This is a genomic window from Devosia sp. BK, assembly GCF_032907385.1.
Taxonomy (GTDB): domain Bacteria; phylum Pseudomonadota; class Alphaproteobacteria; order Rhizobiales; family Devosiaceae; genus Devosia.
The window spans coordinates 499,598-516,644 of record NZ_JAIMBX010000002.1; the positions used below are offsets into that span (position 1 = coordinate 499,598).

Annotated in this window: 18 protein-coding genes; 8 read left to right on the plus strand and 10 right to left on the minus strand. The window is 60.7% G+C overall.

The annotated features are described in order from the left end of the window. Window positions 1-43 precede the first annotated feature (43 nt). The 4 genes from pnp to DevBK_RS14410 all read right to left on the minus strand — a co-directional run bounded on the left by pnp (window position 44) and on the right by DevBK_RS14410 (window position 4,904). Complete coding sequence (pnp, locus tag DevBK_RS14395; RefSeq protein ID WP_317185939.1) at window positions 44-2,188, minus strand: polyribonucleotide nucleotidyltransferase; 2,145 nt, start codon at window positions 2,186-2,188, stop codon at window positions 44-46. A 352-nt stretch (window positions 2,189-2,540) separates the two neighbouring features. Further along, entirely contained in the window at window positions 2,541-2,810 is a 270-nt protein-coding gene (gene rpsO / locus DevBK_RS14400; protein ID WP_061908913.1) for a 30S ribosomal protein S15, read from the minus strand. A 127-nt stretch (window positions 2,811-2,937) separates the two neighbouring features. Beyond that, window positions 2,938-4,668 carry a sensor histidine kinase gene (locus tag DevBK_RS14405; RefSeq protein ID WP_062628719.1) on the minus strand — a complete coding sequence of 577 codons (1,731 nt, stop codon included), beginning with the start codon at window positions 4,666-4,668 and terminating at the stop codon, window positions 2,938-2,940. Between the two features lie 47 nt (window positions 4,669-4,715). Beyond that, the gene (locus DevBK_RS14410) at window positions 4,716-4,904 is read right to left on the minus strand and encodes a hypothetical protein (RefSeq protein WP_061908621.1); all 189 of its coding nucleotides are present in this window, start codon (window positions 4,902-4,904) and stop codon (window positions 4,716-4,718) included. A gap of 96 nt (window positions 4,905-5,000) precedes the next feature. Here DevBK_RS14410 and miaB point away from each other — a divergent pair, with 96 nt between their 5' ends. The 3 genes from miaB (at window position 5,001) to DevBK_RS14425 (ending at window position 7,775) form a co-directional block, all read left to right on the plus strand. Beyond that, window positions 5,001-6,392, plus strand: coding sequence for a tRNA (N6-isopentenyl adenosine(37)-C2)-methylthiotransferase MiaB (gene miaB, locus DevBK_RS14415; RefSeq protein WP_317185940.1), 1,392 nt, complete (start codon window positions 5,001-5,003; stop codon window positions 6,390-6,392). A 136-nt stretch (window positions 6,393-6,528) separates the two neighbouring features. Then, window positions 6,529-6,723, plus strand: coding sequence for a hypothetical protein (locus DevBK_RS14420; protein ID WP_061908623.1), 195 nt, complete (start codon window positions 6,529-6,531; stop codon window positions 6,721-6,723). 152 nt (window positions 6,724-6,875) lie between these two features. After that, window positions 6,876-7,775 carry a hypothetical protein gene (locus DevBK_RS14425; RefSeq protein ID WP_062628722.1) on the plus strand — a complete coding sequence of 300 codons (900 nt, stop codon included), beginning with the start codon at window positions 6,876-6,878 and terminating at the stop codon, window positions 7,773-7,775. A 273-nt stretch (window positions 7,776-8,048) separates the two neighbouring features. Here the strand turns inward: DevBK_RS14425 and fabB are convergent, their stop codons facing one another. Both fabB and fabA read right to left on the minus strand, forming a co-directional pair. Then, window positions 8,049-9,275 carry a beta-ketoacyl-ACP synthase I gene (gene fabB, locus DevBK_RS14430; RefSeq protein ID WP_317185941.1) on the minus strand — a complete coding sequence of 409 codons (1,227 nt, stop codon included), beginning with the start codon at window positions 9,273-9,275 and terminating at the stop codon, window positions 8,049-8,051. Between the two features lie 86 nt (window positions 9,276-9,361). Beyond that, a complete protein-coding gene (fabA, locus tag DevBK_RS14435; protein WP_061908626.1) occupies window positions 9,362-9,892 on the minus strand; it encodes a 3-hydroxyacyl-[acyl-carrier-protein] dehydratase FabA in 531 nt (176 codons plus the stop codon). A gap of 177 nt (window positions 9,893-10,069) precedes the next feature. Between fabA and irrA the strand changes: the two genes are divergently transcribed. From irrA to DevBK_RS14460, 5 genes are all read left to right on the plus strand, one after another. After that, window positions 10,070-10,513, plus strand: a complete 444-nt coding sequence (irrA, locus tag DevBK_RS14440; RefSeq protein ID WP_061908627.1) for an iron response transcriptional regulator IrrA — start codon at window positions 10,070-10,072, stop codon at window positions 10,511-10,513. A gap of 215 nt (window positions 10,514-10,728) precedes the next feature. Further along, the gene (locus DevBK_RS14445) at window positions 10,729-11,580 is read left to right on the plus strand and encodes an arylamine N-acetyltransferase (RefSeq protein ID WP_317185942.1); all 852 of its coding nucleotides are present in this window, start codon (window positions 10,729-10,731) and stop codon (window positions 11,578-11,580) included. A gap of 3 nt (window positions 11,581-11,583) precedes the next feature. Next, window positions 11,584-12,171, plus strand: coding sequence for a YdeI/OmpD-associated family protein (locus DevBK_RS14450; RefSeq protein WP_317185943.1), 588 nt, complete (start codon window positions 11,584-11,586; stop codon window positions 12,169-12,171). A gap of 33 nt (window positions 12,172-12,204) precedes the next feature. Then, entirely contained in the window at window positions 12,205-12,744 is a 540-nt protein-coding gene (locus tag DevBK_RS14455; protein ID WP_317185944.1) for a DUF1697 domain-containing protein, read from the plus strand. Continuing rightward, entirely contained in the window at window positions 12,741-13,631 is an 891-nt protein-coding gene (locus DevBK_RS14460; protein ID WP_317185945.1) for a ribokinase, read from the plus strand. Before DevBK_RS14455 ends, DevBK_RS14460 begins: the two co-directional genes overlap by 4 nt. A 146-nt stretch (window positions 13,632-13,777) precedes the next feature. Here DevBK_RS14460 and truB read toward each other — a convergent pair whose 3' ends face one another. The 4 genes from truB to DevBK_RS14480 all read right to left on the minus strand — a co-directional run bounded on the left by truB (window position 13,778) and on the right by DevBK_RS14480 (window position 16,980). Then, window positions 13,778-14,686: a tRNA pseudouridine(55) synthase TruB gene (gene truB / locus DevBK_RS14465; protein WP_317185946.1), complete on the minus strand. Its 909-nt coding sequence runs from the start codon at window positions 14,684-14,686 to the stop codon at window positions 13,778-13,780. Window positions 14,687-14,688: 2 nt separating this feature from the next. Then, the gene (gene rbfA, locus DevBK_RS14470) at window positions 14,689-15,096 is read right to left on the minus strand and encodes a 30S ribosome-binding factor RbfA (protein WP_317185947.1); all 408 of its coding nucleotides are present in this window, start codon (window positions 15,094-15,096) and stop codon (window positions 14,689-14,691) included. 33 nt (window positions 15,097-15,129) lie between these two features. Further along, window positions 15,130-15,792, minus strand: coding sequence for a hypothetical protein (locus DevBK_RS14475; RefSeq protein WP_317185948.1), 663 nt, complete (start codon window positions 15,790-15,792; stop codon window positions 15,130-15,132). Between the two features lie 171 nt (window positions 15,793-15,963). Then, window positions 15,964-16,980 carry a D-glycerate dehydrogenase gene (locus DevBK_RS14480; protein ID WP_317185949.1) on the minus strand — a complete coding sequence of 339 codons (1,017 nt, stop codon included), beginning with the start codon at window positions 16,978-16,980 and terminating at the stop codon, window positions 15,964-15,966. Between the last annotated feature and the right edge of the window lie 67 nt (window positions 16,981-17,047).

Below are 17,047 nucleotides of genomic sequence, written 5' to 3' on the forward strand. Positions count from 1 at the left end.
CGGACCTTGGTCCGAACCCTAACGTGAAAAGGCTTAGAAGACCTTATTCGGCGTCGGCTTCTTTGGCTTCCTTGACCAGTTCCTTGCCGGTTGCCTGATCGACAACCTTCATGGAGAGGCGGACCTTGCCGCGCTCGTCAAAGCCGAGAAGCTTGACCCAGACCTTGTCGCCTTCCTTGACCACGTCGGTGGTCTTGGCAACGCGAGCTTCGGCAAGCTGGGAAATATGGACGAGGCCGTCCTTGGCGCCAAAGAAGTTCACGAAGGCGCCGAAATCGGCGGTCTTGACCACGGTGCCCTGGTAGATCGCGCCGACTTCAGCTTCGTCGGTGATCGACTTGATCCACTTGATCGCAGCTTCGATCTGGGTGCCGTCCGAGGACGAAACCTTCACGGTGCCATCGTCTTCGATGTTGATCTTGGCGCCGGTCTTTTCGACGATTTCGCGAATGACCTTGCCACCGGTGCCGATCACTTCACGGATCTTGTCGGTTGGGATCTTCAGGGTTTCGATGCGGGGAGCGAATTCGCCCACTTCGCCACGGCTTTCCGAGAGCGCACTGGCCATTTCGCCGAGGATGTGGATACGACCTTCCTTGGCCTGGGCCAGGGCGATCTTCATGATCTCTTCGGTGATGCCGGCGATCTTGATATCCATCTGGAGCGAGGTCACGCCCTGATCGGTACCAGCCACCTTGAAGTCCATGTCGCCGAGGTGATCTTCGTCGCCGAGGATGTCGGAAAGAACCGCGAACTTCTCGCCTTCGAGGATCAGACCCATGGCAATACCGGCCACGGGACGCTTCATCGGCACGCCGGCATCCATCAGTGCGAGCGAAGTGCCGCAGACGGTTGCCATCGAGGAAGAGCCGTTCGACTCGGTGATTTCCGATACCACGCGGACGGTGTAGGGGAATTCTTCCATCGACGGACGGATCGGGTTGATCGCGCGCCAGGCGAGCTTGCCATGGCCGATTTCGCGACGGCCGGGCGAACCCATGCGACCAGCTTCACCAACCGAGTAGGGAGGGAAGTTGTAGTGCAGCAGGAAGTTTTCCTTCTTGGTGCCTTCGAGCGAGTCGATGAACTGCTCGTCTTCGGCCGTACCAAGAGTTGCAACTACCAGTGCCTGGGTTTCGCCACGCGTAAAGATGGCCGAGCCATGGGTGCGGGGCAGAACGCCGACTTCAGCAAGGATCGGGCGAACGGTCTTGAGGTCCCGGCCGTCGATGCGGCTGCCGGTATCAAGAATGTTCCAGCGCACGATCTTGGCCTGGAGATTGTGGACGACTTCGCCCAGTTCTTCCTTGGCGAGTTCGCCGGCTTCGATCTTGGCAGCAAAAGCTTCCTTGACCTTGGCATTGGCGGCATCGACCGCAGCATAGCGCTGGGCCTTTTCGGTAATCTGGTATGCAGCGCGGAGATCGGCTTCGGCAATGGCCAGAACTTCGGCTTCGAGCGCCGAAAAGTCCGGAGCCTGGAAGTCGCGCGGTTCCTTGGCGGCCAGCTCGGCGAGCTTGATGATGGCCTGGATCACCTTGGCGCTTTCGGCATGGCCGAACATCACGGCGCCGAGCATGACCTCTTCGGAGAGCTCCTGAGCTTCCGATTCAACCATCAGCACGGCATCCTGCGTGCCGGCCATGACGAGATCGAGCTTGGAATCCGAACGGCGATCAATGGAAGGGTTCAGCACATAGGCGCCATCGATATAGGCGACGCGCGCCGCACCGATCGGGCCCATGAAAGGCACGCCGGAGATGGTGAGGGCAGCCGAGGCTGCGACCATGGCGAGCACGTCTGGATTGTTTTCCATGTCGTGCTGCAGAACGGTAACGACCACCTGGGTCTCGTTCTTGTAGCCGTCGGGGAAGAGCGGGCGGATCGGACGGTCGATGAGGCGGCTCGTCAGCGTCTCGTTTTCGGTCGGGCGGCCTTCACGCTTGAAATAGCCACCCGGGATCTTGCCGGCGGCAAAATACTTTTCTTGGTAGTTCACGGTCAGCGGGAAAAAGTCCTGGCCGGGCTTGGCCGATTTGGCCGAAACAACGGTCGCGAGCAGCACGGTTTCACCCAGCGTCGCGAGCACGGCGCCATCAGCCTGGCGGGCGATCTTGCCGGTCTCGAGCGTCAGCGGCTGACCGCCCCAGTTGAGCTCAACCTTATGGTGATCAAACTTGATCGACATGTTTTGTCTTTCCATTCTGTCCGGAGCGCGGGAACGCGGGCTAGGCGAGGGCCCACGAACGCTTCCGGTGTGCCCGCACCGGCGCCGCACCCCATGTGCGCACCGGCTCAAAATCAGGCACTGTTTCAATCTGGCAGATTGAGAACATGGACAAGACAACAAGCGTCTCCACAGCGGAAGGCGCCAATAATCCTGCCATGCTCCGGCACCGCCGGCCTAAGGGAGCTTACTGCTCCTGGAAGTAGCCCTTTTTCAGATCGTCACGTTATCGAAAAGCGGCATCCACTTTTACGTAAAAACGCTCCCTGAAAGGGCAACCGGCACGGAGGCGGACCTCCGTGCCGGAATGTGCTTAGCGGCGCAGGCCGAGCTTTTCGATCAGCGTCTTGTAGCGGTTCTCGTCGACCTTCTTGAGGTAGTCGAGGAGGCTTCGACGCGTCGAAACCAGCTTGAGGAGACCACGACGGGAGTGGTTGTCCTTGGAGTGGTCCTTGAAGTGCTCGGTCAGGTTGGCAATGCGTTCGGACAGGATAGCGACCTGGACTTCCGGCGAACCGGTATCGTTTGCCTTGGTTGCATATTCCTGGATGAGGTCGCTCTTGCGCTCAGCGGTAATCGACATCTGCATATCCTTGTATATTTGAGGATGAAGAGCCCAAGCCAGGATGTCGTCCAGGAAGGGCCGGTAATAGGCGGGCAATGGGCCTGCTGGCGGTCGATATAGTGCAAGAAGGCTGGCATTGCCAGACTTATTCGCCCTGCCGGTCCTCGATCTGCTCGTCGGGGCGCACCGCGGCAAAGGCCGGATCAAGGGCCGAGACGGGAATGTCGATCGTCCATTCGACCCCATCGGGATGTTCATGCCGCTCGACCTTGGCGCCAAGCGCGCCGCCCACCATAGCGCGGAGGACAGTCGTGCCAAACCCGGCGCGTTCGCTCGCCTTGAGAGGCCCTGAAAGCGTCTCGCGCCAGCGCATCTCCAACTCATCGCCGTTTTCGGACCAGGCGAGTGTGAGCTTGCCACGCTCATCGGCAAAGGCACCATATTGCGTGGCATTGACCGCCAGTTCATGGAGCGCCATCCCAAGGATCTGCGCGCCCTGCGGATTGATCCGCGTATCGGGTCCGTCGATGGTTACGCGCGCCTCGTCGTGCGGCCGGAAAGGCGCAAGCTGCAGGTCGATCAATTCGCGCAACGACACGCCCGCCCGGCCATGCGCAAGCAACAGGTCGGTCGATCGCGCCAAGCCCATGATCCGGCGTTCGAGCGCCTGTACATAGCTCGGCACATCCGTCGCGCCGCGCGAGGTCTGCTTGGCCATGGCGGAAATAACCGCCATCTGGTTTTTCGAGCGGTGCGCCAGTTCACGCATCAGGAAGCGCACGTCGCGCTCCGCCGTCTGCCGCTGTCGCGAGGCAAGCACCAGGGCTTTTGAAACCTCGTCGATCTCGCCCACCGGATAATGCCGCTCAAACACCGCTTCGCCGCGCCCCAGACGCTGCGCGTCGAGTCTCAATCCGCGGACGGAAAGGCTCAACTGCTGCGCGATGAAAAAGGCGATGAGCGAGGCGACGATCGCAATGATCAGCCCCCAGGCAGCAAGCTGCATGAGGGATTCGCCAAGCGGCCGTTTCACGTCGCCTGCCGAGGCCCAGGCAACGATGCGCCATCCGGTGATCGCCGAACGCCATTCAGCCGTCACGACCTTATCGTTCCGGATCGTTTCTTCGGTCCAGCCGGGGAGTTGCGTCTTCGGGTCGCGCCGCATCGGCAGCGTGTCGCCAATGGCGAATTCGTCGCCGGTCGTCGAAGAAATGATCGTGTTCTGTCCATCGACCAGCGCAGCGTTCCAGCCCTGCGGCAGTTCGCGCGATTGAAGGACGGGGATTAGGTCGCGAGCATTCTGCGTCAGCGCCAAGAGCCTGACAGGCGCGCCGTCGGGCAACGGCAACCACACATTATAGACCCAGGTCTGCGCGACCTTGCCGAAGAAAAGGCCCGAAACGGTCGGCCGTCCGCGCTCCAAACTACGCTGCGCAGTTTCAAAGTCCGAGGAACGCGACAGCGGATCGCCAAAGGCGACCCGCGTATTGAGCAGTTGATTGCCCGTGTTGTCGACGCCGATCAGGTAGGATCCGGTACCAGCGAGTGCGATAACGGCGCGCCGGTGAAATTCACCCAATTGCCCGCCTTCGAGCGATTGGTCGGACGAGAGAACGCGCAATGTCGTGATCATGCCGGCGACCTCGCGATCGACCGACTGTCCCATCGCCTGAACGGTAGCATTGGTCAGCGCCTCGACCACTTCTTCCTGCGCATCATTGGTGCTGTTGAGCAGGACGAGCGCGACGATAAGCGCTGGAATGAGAATGACGAGGACGAGTGCGAACAGATAGAGCGCGACGGGTTGTGGCCGTCGCGGCTTGAGTTTGCTCGCTTTGGCTTGTTCACTGGCCCCATGATGGGCTTGTGCTGCCATGGCGGATTTGTCCTCGTCAAATGGCAGGTTAGGCCCACGCGGGCAGGTCAATACTTCGCGGTGGCGTCACTGGCAGGAAAGCTCTCGTCGACAGCTTCGTCCACCTTATCCCATTTCTTGGGTTTGTCAGCCTGCGCTTCTTCGCCTGCATTGCGCACTTGCACAGGTGATTCCTTGGGGCCAGGTTTCTTGCCGTCTTTCATGGCGGCTGCCTCGTCTTTTGGAGCGGTGGTCATGGCATTTTCCTTTGGCTGAGACCTGAACAACACATCCGCCCCCTCCTCAGTTGCAGCCGGTTCCAACAGAACCTGTCATCTGCTAAACAACCGCTCATGAACCATATTGCGCCTAAGAAACTCTTCATAAAAACCTATGGCTGTCAGATGAATGTCTATGACAGCGACCGGATGGCCGATGCGCTTGCCCCGCACGGCTATATGCCGACGCAAGATATTGGCGATGCAGATCTGGTTTTGCTCAACACCTGCCATATTCGGGAAAAGGCCAGCGAGAAGGTCTTTTCCGAGCTTGGGCGCTTGCGCGAGCTACAGACCGAAAGGCGGGCCACCGGTGGCGATATGATGATCGGCGTGGCCGGTTGCGTCGCGCAGGCCGAAGGCGAAGAAATCGCGCGTCGCGCGCCCATGGTCGATATGGTTTTTGGGCCCCAGGCCTATCATCGCCTGCCGGATATGCTGGCCAAGGCTGAAGCCAACCGCCATCTGCATCCGGCGCTGCGCCGTTCCGTCGTAGACACAGACTTTCCCGAAGAGGATAAGTTTGCCCATCTTCCCGCGGCCAAGAAAGACGTCACTATCGGTCGCGGCTTGACCGCTTTCCTCACGGTCCAGGAAGGCTGCGACAAGTTCTGCTCTTTCTGCGTCGTGCCTTATACGCGTGGCGCTGAAGTCAGCCGCCCCGTCGCCCAGGTGCTCGAAGAAGCCCGCCGCCTCGCCGATGCCGGGGTCAAGGAAATCACTCTCCTCGGCCAGAACGTGAATGCCTATCATGGCGAGGACGGTTCGGGTCGCGCGGTGGGTCTCGGCGAACTTGCCTATCTCCTTGCTGAAATTCCGGGTCTGCAGCGCCTGCGCTACACAACCAGCCATCCGCGCGACATGGACGATGCGCTGATCGCAGCCCATCGCGATCTGCCCTTCCTCATGCCCTATCTTCACCTGCCAGTGCAGTCGGGATCGGACCGGATCCTCAAGGCCATGAACCGCAAGCACACATCAGCCGAATATCTGGCGCTGATCGACCGCATCAAGACTGCCCGTCCCGACATGGCTCTTTCCGGCGATTTCATCGTCGGCTTCCCCGGCGAAACCGACGCCGACTTTGAAGATACGCTCAAAATCATCCGCGACACCGGCTATGCATCGGCCTATTCCTTCAAATACTCCACCCGCCCAGGCACGCCTGGCGCGAACCTGACCGAACAGGTCGAAGAAGCGGTCAAGGTCGAACGGCTCGCGCGCTTACAAGAACTGGTCAATCAGCAGACCGCCGACTTCCACGCCTCCTGCGTCGGCAAAACCCTGCCCGTCCTGATTGAGCGCGTTGGACGCCAGGCCGGCCAGATCGGCGGCCGCTCTCCTTATCTTCAGGCGGTTCATCTTGATGGCTCCACCGACCTCATCGGCGCCATCCACGACGTCGAAATCATCGGCACCAGCACCAATTCGCTCGTCGGCCGTTTGAAGCAGGCTGTTGCCGCCTGATCAGACAAGCAACCTGACGTCCCAGCCGTAAATCTGCCGTCAGAAGATCGGACGTACCGGTTCAGCCGATACGTACGCCATTCTTGAAATTGCCATCGATGACCGGCACAAGGCCCAAAAGCCAGAGGAGAGATGCATGCCCAATGATCCCATGACGCTGATGGGCTTCGGCATTGGCGCCATCGTCGTCATCTGGCTGGTCTTTTCGGTGGTCAAGAAAGTGGTTGGGATCGCTATCGTCCTGGCGCTCGCGGCGGGCGCTTGGTTCCTCTACACCAACCCACAGCAGCTCGCGCCGGTGATTGCCTATATCCGGCAATACACTGGCTAAATCCGCCCGGAACGATTCAGGCTGCTCTCTGTTGTGTGATCAGTAACACTATACGGAGGGCTCTCTCATGAATTCCATCATCTATCTCGTTGGCCTCGTGGTCATCGTTATGGCAATCCTGTCCTTCATCGGCCTCGCATAAGGGGGCCGGTATGAGCATGGTTGATCCGGCACCAGTTGCCGTTGTGGATACGTCATCGACGCGCGAAAGCGCGAGCTATGTGGACTGGTCGGCGATCATTGCCGGCATTGTGTTCGCATCTGCCATTTCCGTGGTGCTGATCAGCTTCGGCTCCGCCATTGGCCTCAATTTCCTCGATTTCAACTCGCGTGAAGGTGCCCCAGGCATCCTGATCGGCATCGCTGCGGCAAGCTGGTTCCTCTGGGTGCAGGTATCGAGCCTCATGGCTGGCGGTTATCTCGCCGGCCGTCTTCGCCGCCGTCATTTCGACGCGACCGAGGATGAAAGTGATGTGCGCGATGGTGCCCATGGCCTCATCGTTTGGGCTGGCGCCACCGTTCTCGGCGTGATGATCGCCATCGGTGGTATCGGCGCTGCGGCCTCGACCGCCGGCTCGGTGATTTCGACCGCAACCAATGCCGCGTCGAACGTTGCTGAGGGCACGGCGGATGCACTCGATCCCAATGCCTACTTCACCGATATGCTGTTCCGCACCGAACAGCCGGCCGCCAATGGCAATACCGAGGCTAGCCGCGCTGAAGCAGGCCGTATCTTTGCCCAGGCTGCGCTTGGTGACGGTACCGTGCCTGAAGAAGATCTGACCTACCTATCCAACGTCGTTGCGGCCAATACCGGTCTCACTGCCGAGGAAGCTCGGGCTCGGGTCGATCGCGTGATCGTCGAAATCGATGCTGCCAAGCAGCGTGCAGCGGAAGCGGCCCGAATTGCTCGCAACACGGCCATCATCGCTGCCTTCCTCCTCGCAGCCACCACCCTTGTCGCCGCTATCGGCGCCTATTGGGCGGCTCAGAAGGGCGGCAACCACCGCGACGAAAACACCGTTTTCACCGACATCTTCCGTCGCTTCTGATCAGACAAGAAAGGACAACACCATGTTCAAAGGTCTCGCACTTTGGCTTCTCGGCGTACCGATCTGGCTGATCATCATCATCTTTATCGTGACGTAACGAAGCGGGGCCGGAAGGCCCCGTTTTTGTTTTTGGCGCGTGATGGGTGGCGGCGATTATGTCCATCACTGCCTGCGCCGGGGTGACAGCCGGTTGGTGTGAGCACATAGCGACGATCGCCAAACAAAAATCCCCGCTTTCGCGGGGATTTTTTCGTTTCGATATCGTCAAAAATTTCAGGCGTCGGGATGCTTGAACACCAATGCGGCATTGGTGCCGCCAAACCCGAAGGAGTTAGACAGCACATAGCCGAGGTCCACGTCATCGCGGCGCTGGCGAAGGATGGGCATGTCGGCAAAGGCTGGGTCCAAAACCTCAATATTGGCACTTTCGGCGATGAAGCGGTTCTTCATCATCAGGATCGAATAGATCGATTCATGAACGCCCGTGGCGCCCTGGCTATGGCCAGTCAGCGACTTGGTGGCCGAGATCGGCGGGCACTTGTCCTCGTTGCCGAAGACGGCGCGGAGGGCTTCGATTTCCTTGAGATCGCCGACTGGAGTCGAGGTCGCGTGCGGATTGATATAGTCGATCGGCGCCGTGATGTTTTTCAGTGCCATGCGCATGCAGCGCTCCGCGCCTTCGCCAGAGGGGGCAACCATGTCGAGGCCATCGGACGTCGCGCCATAGCCGACGAGTTCGGCCCAGATCTTTGCGCCGCGCGCCTTGGCATGTTCGAGTTCTTCGAGCACCAGCACTCCAGCACCGCCCGAAATCACGAAACCATCGCGCGCCGCATCATAGCAGCGTGAGGCTTTTTCGGGCGTGTCGTTATAATTGGAGCTCATCGCGCCCATGGCGTCGAAGAGATCGGAAAGCGTCCAATCGAGATCTTCATGGCCGCCGGCAAAGACGATGTCCTGCTTGCCGAGCATGATCTGTTCCATGGCATTACCGATGCAATGCTTGGAGGTCGCGCAGGCCGCGGTGATCGTATAATTGACGCCCTTGATGGCAAAGGCGGTCGCGAGCGTTGCCGAAGCCGTCGAGCCCATGGCCTTGGGCACGGCAAGCGGCCCGATGCGCTTGGGCGATTTTTTCTCGCGCGTGACATCGGCGGCTTCGACGATGGTACGCGTGGACGCGCCGCCCGAACCCATGACGATACCGGTCATCGGATTGGAAATGTCGGATGCCTCGAGCCCTGCATCGGCGATGGCCTGCTGCATGGCGAGGTAATTCCAGGCCGCGCCCTTGCCCATGAAGCGGGTTACGCGGCGATCGAGAATTTCAAACGGATCGAGGCGCGGGTCGCCCTTGACCTGCGACCGAAAACCCAGCTCGGCATAGTCTTCGGCAAAGACAATGCCCGGCTTGGCCGTGCGCAGGCTCGTCGTCACTTCGTCGAGCGAGTTGCCGATCGAAGAGATGATACCCATGCCGGTTACCACTACTCGTCTCATCTCGTCCTCGTTTCAGTCTTCATGCGGGTCGCCGGGGCTGGCGCCTCGCATATATATAGGTCTGCTCGCGTCTGCATTAAGGCCGGTTACGCGGTCTTCTGCTCTTGGAGCTGGGTGTCGGTAAAGAGACCAACGCGCAAGTCCTTGGCTTCGTAGATCAATTTGCCGTCAGCTTTCACCCAGCCATCGGCAATGCCAAGGGTGAGACGCGAACGCATGACGCGCTTGATGTCGATGCCATATTCCACGAGCTTGACGTCGTTCGTCACCTGGCCGGTGAACTTGATTTCCCCGCCAAGGGCGCGGCCGCGGCCGGGCTGGCCGATCCAGCCAAGGAAAAAGCCAGTCATCTGCCAGACGGCATCAAGGCCTAGGCAGCCGGGCATGACGGGGTCACCGATGAAATGGCACTTGAAGAACCAGAGATCGGGATTGACGTCGAGCTCGGCGGTCACAGAACCCTTGTTAAAGGCACCGCCGGTCTCGTCGATATGGGTGATGCGGTTGAACATCAGCATCGGAGGCGCGGGCAGCCGGGCGTCCATTTGACCGGGCAATTCACCCCGGCCATGCGCCAGCAGCTCTTCATAACCAAATGCGTGTTGCCGGTCCGCCATATGCCCTTCCCCACAGAACTCAAGCCTTGTCTCGTATAGGGGCGCAGAGGGGGGGTCAAGACAGCCCAAGGAATGACCCCAAGTGTCTTATGGGCCAACGACTTGTTTCGGCCCCACCACGCCCCTATAAGAAGTCAAAGCTTTATGTCTCTACATAACGACGAGTAACACTGCCCAATGTCCGAGAGTGACCTTGCCGACCGGTCCCCGTCCCGCACGCCCTGCCTGACGGCGGTGTTGCGCATGGCCGGCCTCAGGCCCACCCGGCAGCGCGTTGCCCTGGCCGAACTGCTGTTCGGTGGCCCGCATCGCCATGTCAGCGCCGAGCAGCTCCATTCCGAAGCGAATATGTCCAATGTGAACGTATCGCTCGCGACCATCTACAACACGCTGCACCAGTTCCACGAAGCGGGCTTGCTGCGCGAAGTGGCGATCGATGCTGCGCGCTCCTATTTCGATACCGACACATCGGACCATCACCACTTCTTCGTCGAAGACGAGCAGCGGATGATCGATATTCCGGCCTCCTCCGTCGAGTTCAAGGCGCTGCCCCAGCCGCCCAAGGGCATGGAAGTGTCCCATGTCGACGTAGTGATCCGGGTGCGCAAGGCGCCGAGCTGAGCGGTTTCGCCCGAGGGGTTGCCTTTCATGGCGTCATTCCCGCGAAGCGGGAATCCCCCTTTGGCGTAGGAGATTGGATTCCCGCTTTCGCGGGAATGTCGCGGTAATGGGTAATGGCGTTTCATGGCCGATGCCGGCTGTGCTCGCCGCCCCCGTGACAAACCCACCCCCATTGCCCATATACTAGCCCCAGCCAATAGCGACGAAGGTAGTCGATGCCCGAAAAGGTCAATCTCAACGCCTATTTCGAGCGAATCGGTTTTGCCGGTTCTATCGCCCCGACCGTTCAGACCCTTGAACTGCTGCATGCCCTCCATCCGGCCGCCATCCCATTCGAAAACCTGAGCCCCCTGATGGGCGAGCAGGTTTTGCTCGATCAGCAGAGCCTCGAGCGCAAGATGCTGGGCGAGAAGCGGCGCGGTGGGTTTTGCTTCGAGCAAAATTTCCTCTTCATGCGCATGCTGGCCGATCTCGACTATGAGGTGCGGCCGCTCTTGGCGCGGGTGATCTGGACCAATCCCGATGCCATCTCGGCGCCGCCAAGCCACATGGCGCTTCTGGTCGATATCAAGGGCCAGAACTATCTCGCCGATGTCGGCTTTGGTGGCCTGACGCTAACGACGCCACTGCGGCTGCGCGCCGATACCGAACAATCAAGTCCGCACGAAACGTTCAGGCTGACCGGCGGTGCGCCCGAATGGACGCTTGAGGTCAAGATCGGCGAAGAGTGGCGCGGGGTCTATGTCTTCACGACCGAGAAAGTCGATGAGGTGGACCTCTGGGACCTCAATCGCGATCTCTCGAGCAATCCCAATTCCCCGTTCACCCAGGAATTGCGCGTGGCGCTGGCGCCAAGCGGCCGGCGGCTCAAATTGCACAATGATCGCCTGACCATCCAGCCCAGCGACGGCGATGCGGAAAAGCGTGACCTGACGACGCTGGCAGAAATTCGGGCAGTCCTAGCCGAGGATTTTGGGCTCACTGTACCCGAAAGCGAAAAGCTCGATGCCAAGCTTCTGGCTTTCCTGCCGGTAGAGCCCAAACCAACGCCCGAGACCGAGGGCTGAGCCATGGCACCGGTCGTGGTTCGCGAAGAGGCCGTGCACGAATTCGCCGATTTCCAGGCGTTTTACGATTGGCTTTCCGCCAATCACAAGACCGCCGACGAAGCCTGGATCCGCATTTTCAAAAAGAGCAGCGGCCGCCAGACCATTACGCCGGTCGAAGCCATCGATGCCGTGCTCTGCTGGGGCTGGATCGACGCGATCAAGAAAAGCTGGGACGAGATCAGCTTCGTGCAGCGCTATTGTCCGCGCCGCCCGAAATCGGTCTGGAGCCAGATCAATCGCGATAATGTCGCGCGCCTTACCGAAAAAGGCCTGATGACGGACCATGGTCTTCGCCATGTCGAGGCCGCCAGGGCCGACGGCCGCTGGGACGCGGCTTACAAGACCACGATGGATGCGCCGGCCGATCTCCTCGCCGCCATCGCAGCTGAGCCCGCGGCACAGGCGCTCTATGAAAAACTTTCGGCGCAGAACCGCTTTGCCCTGATCTTTCGCGTCAACAGCCTCAAAACCGAGGCAGGGCGGAAAAAGAAAATCGCCGCTTTCGTCGAGATGCTGGCCAAGGGCGAAACCATCTATCCGCAGGGCTGAGCCGGAGCTAAGTTCGCGCCCGGAGGATACCCAATGCCAAACGATATCGCTTTTCTGCGCGGCATCAATGTCGGCAAACGGCATATGAAGATGGCCGACCTCAAGACCTGCATGGAAGCGGCGGGTTTTGAGGCGGTGAAAACCATCCTCGCAAGCGGCAATGTACGCTTTGCGCGCCGCGATACGCCGGAAAAGACCAAGGTCCTCCTCGAATCGGTGATCGAGAAACAGTTTGGCTTTCCCGTGGGCGTCGTCTTGCGGGGCGAAGAAGAGATCGCCGCGATGCTGGAGCAGCATCCCTTTAAAACCCTCGACCCCGAGGCCGATGTGGCGCGGCATGTGCTGCTGTTCGATCGTACCTTGCCCGATGGGTTGGAGCTTGAGGGCCGGCCGGGGGAAGTCGACGTCATGCGCATCGATCCCACGGAAATTTACATAGCCGCCTATCGCCAGCCCAATGGCCGTTATACGGAAAGCATGGATGAGGTGTTGAAGCCGCTCCGGGCCAAGCTCGGCAAGACGGTGCTCGACACCGCGCGCAATTGGAACACTATGGAAAAGGTCCTCAAGTGATCGTCGTTTTCGGCTCAACCAATCTCGATCAGGTCGGCACCGTATCGCGGCTTCCCAAGCCGGGCGAAACCGTTGCCGGCGGCACCTTTTCCATGGCTCCAGGCGGAAAGGGCGCCAATCAGGCGCTAGCGGCGCGACGGGCCGGCGCCGAAGTGCGGCACGTGTCGGCCGTGGGGAATGATGCCTTTGCCGATCTCGCGCTCGATCTGCTTGATAAGGGCGGCGTCGACCTCACCCAAGTTCAGAAGGCCGAAGCCGTGACCGGGATCGCCATGATCTTCGTCGATGCCGAAGGCGAAAACGTCATCGCGGTCCTCCCAGGCGCCAATGCCACCGTAAGCGCGACCCAGGCGGAAGCAACGCTTAGCGGTTTGACGGCGAAGGACACGATCCTCGTGCAGCAGGAAATCCCGCAGGAGGGCACACGCAAGGCGCTCGAAATCGCGCGAGAAAAGGGCGCGCGGTCCGTGATCAACACGGCTCCGTTCCTCAGCGACACGCCCGACCTCGCAGCCCTGGCCGATATCGTCGTCGCCAACGAAACCGAGTTTGCGCTGCTCTCGGGCCGGCCGATCGAAGAGCTTGAGGCGGCGATGGACGATTGGGTGAAAAAGACCGGTCGCACCGTCGTCGTCACGCTCGGCCCGGATGGCGCGCGGGCGGCCTCGCCCGAGGGCAAATTTGCCGTGCCAGCCCATAAGGTGACCCCAGTCGACACAGTTGGGGCCGGCGACACGTTCTGCGGCTATCTCGCCGCAAGCCTCGATGCCGGGTTGGGTCTTGAACAGGCGATGCGGCGGGCTGCGGTGGCGGGCAGCCTCGCGTGCCTCAATCCGGGCGCGCAGCCAGCAATCCCACTGGCGAAAGAAGTCGACGCGCTGGTTTGAGGCGAGACGGGGTCACCCCCTCCCTGCCTCCCCCAAGGGGGAGGTGAAGGGACGGTAGCCAAGAACTGATCGTGCCCCCAACTCGATGCGACACCTCCCCCTTGATGGGGGAGGCTGGGAGGGGGTGAAGCCCCACGCACCAATCCCTAATTAAAAACCCGCCGCGGCTTGAACTGGCCGAGTTCAACCGACCCCGTGGCCAAAACCTTGCCCTTGAAACTAACCCAGCATTCGTCGAGCTGAGCCGGCGCCGCGGCACCGGTCAGCAAAATGGCATTGCCATTGCCCACGGCACCGGCTTGGCCGGCATCGAGCCGGATTTCAGGCAGGTCGGCCAGCCCGGCAGAAACGGGCGCAAGCAGAGCATCTCGGGCGTCGCCCGCTTCAAGGGCCTCTAACTCTTCGATAGTGACTGCGTCTTCGTCGGAAAAAGGGCCAACGGCGGCGCGGTGAAGGCTGCCGACATGGCCACGCGTGCCGAGCGCTTCGGCGAGATCGCGGGCAATGGCGCGGACATAGGTGCCCTTGCCGCAGGTGACTTCGAGCACGGATTCTTCCGGGCCATGCGAAATCAGTTCGAGCGCATCGATCTCGATGGGGCGCGGCGCCAGTTCGACGGTTTCGCCAGCGCGGGCGAGGTCATAGGCGCGCTCGCCATCGATCTTGAGCGCCGAATAGATCGGGGGGCGCTGCATGATCGTGCCGATAAAATTGGGCAGCAGCGCTTCGAGCGCGGCGCGTTCTGGGCGGACATCCGATGTCGCGACCACCTCTCCTTCGCGGTCGTCGGTCGTGGTGGCGCTGCCCCAGAGGATCGAAAACCGATAGACTTTCGTGCCGTCCTGCACCTGCGGCACGGCCTTGGTCGCCTCGCCGAGCGCGATCGGCAGGATGCCGGTCGCGAGCGGATCGAGCGTGCCGGCATGGCCCGCCTTCATCGCCGAAAACAGCCAGCGCACCTTGCCCACGGCCTGCGTGGAGGTAAAATCATATGGCTTGTTGAGCACCACCCAGCCGGAGATGGGGCGCTTTTTCGATTTCTTCTGTTCGGTCACGGTCAGTCTTGCCCGTCTTCTTCATCATCGAGATCGCGGCGGACGCGATCGGAGCGGAGAAGTGCATCGATGCGGTCGGCTTCTTCGAATGTCTCGTCGACATAGAAGCGAACATCGGGGGCATATTTCATATTGATGCGCGGCGCGATGCGGCCACGGATGAATTTCTGGTGCCGATTGAGCGCCGCGACGATCTCTTCGGCGTGGACGCCGCCGAGTGGCATGACATAGGCATTGGCGATCTTGAGATCGGGCGTCATGCGCACTTCGGGCACGGTGACGACCGAGCCGACCAGCGCCTCGTCCTCGATTTCACCGCGCGCAAAAATATCCGCCAGCGCATGACGGACCAGTTCGCCCACACGCAGCATGCGCTGGCTCGGGCCGAGGGGCTTATTCTCTTTTTTCATGGGCAAGCGGCTTAGGCCCTTGAGCGCTTTCCGTCAATCCGCCTTGCTGAGCGCCACCTGCGCCTTGAGCTCATTGGCGCGGGATTGAACGACATCGGTTGCCACAGGCCAGGTCTTGGGATCGCCCGGGTTGAACGCCTTGCCGCGCCATTCTTGATAGATGATGGCAACACCCGTTTCCGTGCGATTGAAGCTCGCGACCATCACCTCGCCAAGGCCGGCAAAGGTGCGGTAGCGATCGAGGTAACCGCCGCAAACGAAGCCAAGCGGGGCGAGATCATTGTCGTCCTTGTCCGGCCCGAGCTGGAAGAAGCCTGTCAGTTCCGGCTTGCAGCTATTGGCGTGCAGCACCATAAGCGCTGCGCGATAGTCTGCGAGGGTGCGCTCGTTGTCGTCGCGACTGAGGCGCGCGCCATAAAGCGTCGTCCAAAGGGCTTCGCTTTCGCCCTTGGGATAGATTTCAAGCAGCGCCTGTCCATCGTCAGCAACGAAAGTTGTTTCCACCCGGCCGATGGCATTGTCGGGCGTTTCGAGCCAATCGGGCAGCGGCAGATCGAGTTTGTGTCCCATGGCGTCCAGCACGAGCCTGCCGCCATCCTCAACCAGAGGCGCCGGCGTCCGCACTTGGGCGATAGCGGGCGTCATCGCTCCAGCGAGCGCAAAAAGGGCAAGGCTCAAAATTCTGATCTGCGTCACGGGGCACTCCTTCGCCCAAAGACAGGGAGCCATGGCGGCCAAGCCCCCAAGGCCGTCAGGTGCAGTGACGATTAGAAAGGTTGTTTTCGCGACGCAAGTTGAACGAGGGGTGGTGTTGCGGATGGTGCCGTCGCTGGGGCGAAGCTGCAACACTTAAGGCGACCGGAGCGGTCAGCCTCTTGCCCTCGCCACTGGCCGATCCGGCAAGAGGCGATGCGGCGGCTGGTGACCGTCCATAAAAGTGCGAATATTGACGATGACGGTTTCGCCCATTTCGACCCGCGCTTCGAGCGTGGCGGAAGCCATATGGCCTGTGAGCACGACGCGATTGGTCTCGGCAAGAGCAAGAAGGCGCGGATTGATGCCATTGCGATTGTCGAAGACGTCGAGCGCAGCGCCGGCCAGGTGCCCCGCTTCGATACCGACGACGAGTGCCGTTTCATCGACAAGTTCGGGGCGGCTGACATTGAGCAGATAAGCGCCCGGCTTGAGCCGCCGCAGGCGCTCAGCCGACATGATATTGGCCGTGTCGCGCGTCAGCGGCGTATGAAGCGAGACGATATCGACGGCCTCGAGCATGGCGTCGAGTTCGGGCCAATAGGTCGCGCCCAACGGCTCCTCGACGCCGGACGGTCGCCGATTGCGCGAGAAATAGTGGATACTGAGCCCAAAAGCGCGGGCGCGTTGTGCGACAGCGGTGCCGATGCGGCCCATGCCGACGATCCCGAGCGATTTGCCGCGGAGCCGATTACCCAACATCGAGGTGGGCGACCAGCCGGCCCAGCGGCGATCATGAAGGAGGAGATTGGCGCCTTCGACGAGGCGCCGCGGCAAAGCCAGCATCAGCGCCATGGCCATATCGGCCGTGTCTTCAGTCAGAACGCTCGGCGTATTGGTAACGGTCAGCCCGGAAGCCCAGGCCGCTTCAAGGTCGATATTGTCGACCCCATTGCCGAATTGGGCAATCAGCCGCACGCTTTGGGGCAGGCGAGAAATCAGATCGGCATCGACACGATCGGTGATGGTGGACACGAGGACATCCTTGCCCTCGAGCCCGATCAAGATATCGTCAGAAGTCAGGGTCTGATCGGTCTCGTTGACATCGGTTTCGAAGAGCGTTGCCATGCGCGCTTCGATAACCTGCGGCAGGCGACGCGTGAGAAGGATCTTCGGTTTGCTCGATGTCATGCGCACCCTTGCGAGCCGGTCCCCATCAAGGCCGTAGCCTATCCTTTATGGACCATTAAGGATCATG